This window comes from Saccharospirillaceae bacterium (genome assembly GCA_022448365.1).
In the GTDB taxonomy this organism is placed as follows: domain Bacteria; phylum Pseudomonadota; class Gammaproteobacteria; order Pseudomonadales; family Oceanobacteraceae; genus Bacterioplanoides.
In genome coordinates, this window is record JAKVCS010000031.1 from 1 (window position 1) to 2,199 (window position 2,199).

Genomic DNA, 2,199 nt, shown 5'->3' on the forward strand with positions numbered 1-2,199 from the left:
TGTCACTCGCTGTCAACGCGACGTTCGTACTGCTAATGACTCCCAGTCCAATATCGCCACCCAAGGCTTCACCAACCACATTACCAATCGCTGTGATCACCGCATCACCGGCCATGGTCCAGTCCGTCCCAGCCGAAACCAATACATCACCACCGGTTGTAATGTCACCGGTGGATGTCTGGACCAAAGTCCCACCAGCGATCAATCCAACATCACCACTGGTACTGGTGATCGCGGCATCTTGACTCAGATTTGTGCCAGCCTCTACCAGGATGTCGCCAGATACCGTTATGACTGATTCGGTGACCATGATCTCGTTCACGGCAACCATATACACCGTGCCCAAACCACCTGTCGAAACTGAACTACTCACCGTCAAGTCGTTACCAGCGTCCAAGGTAATGTTCCCTGAGACGCTAACCACCTCTGCGTTGATCACAACATTGCCACCAGATCCGCGGGCTTCCAAAAGCACGTCACCGCTACCTGCTGCCGAAACACCCTGGCCATCAGAACCGCCAGCAATCGTGAGAGTACCGGACTCCGTAACAACCTTGATCGGGCCATCTGAACCTGTTGTCAAATCCTCAAGTGCCCCGGTACTGCGATCAACACTTACATCATCAGTCGTACTGTTGAAGTTAACCCGAAGAATCGATTCAATATCGACCGTGACTCCAGAAATCGATGTGACCATCAAATCGTCTAACTCCGAAATATAAATTCCAGAGTCAGCACTAGCGGCAAGCGTGGAAACTGCAATGTCAAGAGCGTTCGCGTTTTGACCAGCAACCCCATTGGCATTATCGTGATCGCCAATCAGGCCGCCGGTTGCGCGAAGAGAAAGGTTGTCAGCTGTAATATTCAGTGAACCGCCATTCGCATCGATGATGCTGTCACTCGCTGTCAACGCGACGTTCGTACTGCTAATGACTCCCAGTCCAATATCGCCACCCAAGGCTTCACCAACCACATTACCAATCGCTGTGATCACCGCATCACCGGCCATGGTCCAGTCCGTCCCAGCCGAAACCAATACATCACCACCGGTTGTAATGTCACCGGTGGATGTCTGGACCAAAGTCCCACCAGCGATCAATCCAACATCACCACTGGTACTGGTGATCGCGGCATCTTGACTCAGATTTGTGCCAGCCTCTACCAGGATGTCGCCAGATACCGTTATGACTGATTCGGTGACCATGATCTCGTTCACGGCAACCATATACACCGTGCCCAAACCACCTGTCGAAACTGAACTACTCACCGTCAAGTCGTTACCAGCGTCCAAGGTAATGTTCCCTGAGACGCTAACCACCTCTGCGTTGATCACAACATCTTGAAGCAGAGCCCCTAGTCGCACATTCTCATTTCCGGCTACCCCAGTTCCACCGCCACGCACCGTGATTGTACCTACGGTTGAGTCAAATAAGATTTCTCCGGAACCAACTTGAGCTAGGTTTTCGATGTCTACATCATCTGATTCCAACAAATGAATCGCACCTTGGGTTAAATTCTGCACCTCAATCGAAGCGACAGAAACTTCGATTGCATTGCCATCTCCAACACCCATCGCACTCTGTATTAACAAGCCCCCGACATTTGCAAGTACATCAACAGAACTATCACCAGAATCAGCCACAGCGCCGTCCGATGAAATTAGCTCGACTGCGGTAGCACTTGTACTACCGGTGCTAACTGAACTGAGCAGAATATCTCCATCAGCCGTGAGATCAATTTCACCAGTAACACTAAGGACGCTACTACCATCAGCCATGACAACAGCACCTCCATTTGATCCGGCACCGGTATCAGCACTGACCGTGATAGCACCACCAATAGAATCAATATCTCCAAACTTACCAATTCTCACATCTTGTTCGGCACTAATGCCTATCGTTGATATCACGCCAGTAGTACGCACAGCACCATTGATTACGGTTGAAGCATTCGACGGCGCATTACCCCCATCGCTCAGCAGAATATTTCCCAAGGCGGAAACTTGGGTTGCTCCACCATCGGCATCGACCAAAACACTGTCAACTTGACCGCTAGTTGCAAATAGATCTGAACCTGTCGCCGTTACATCTCCCTCGGCATTCAACTGCCCCAGAGCTGTAATTCTTGCACCACCGTGCCCACCCACTGCGGCCCCCGAATCAATCCACCCGGCATGGCGCCGGTCGCCTCGCCGCCCTC

1 protein-coding gene is annotated in these 2,199 nt (G+C 51.6%); it reads right to left on the bottom strand.

Annotation, left to right across the window (positions count from 1 at the left end):
• A partial coding sequence (locus MK185_17785) for a hypothetical protein (protein ID MCH2042481.1) occupies positions 1–2,199 on the bottom strand: 2,199 nt, incomplete at both ends.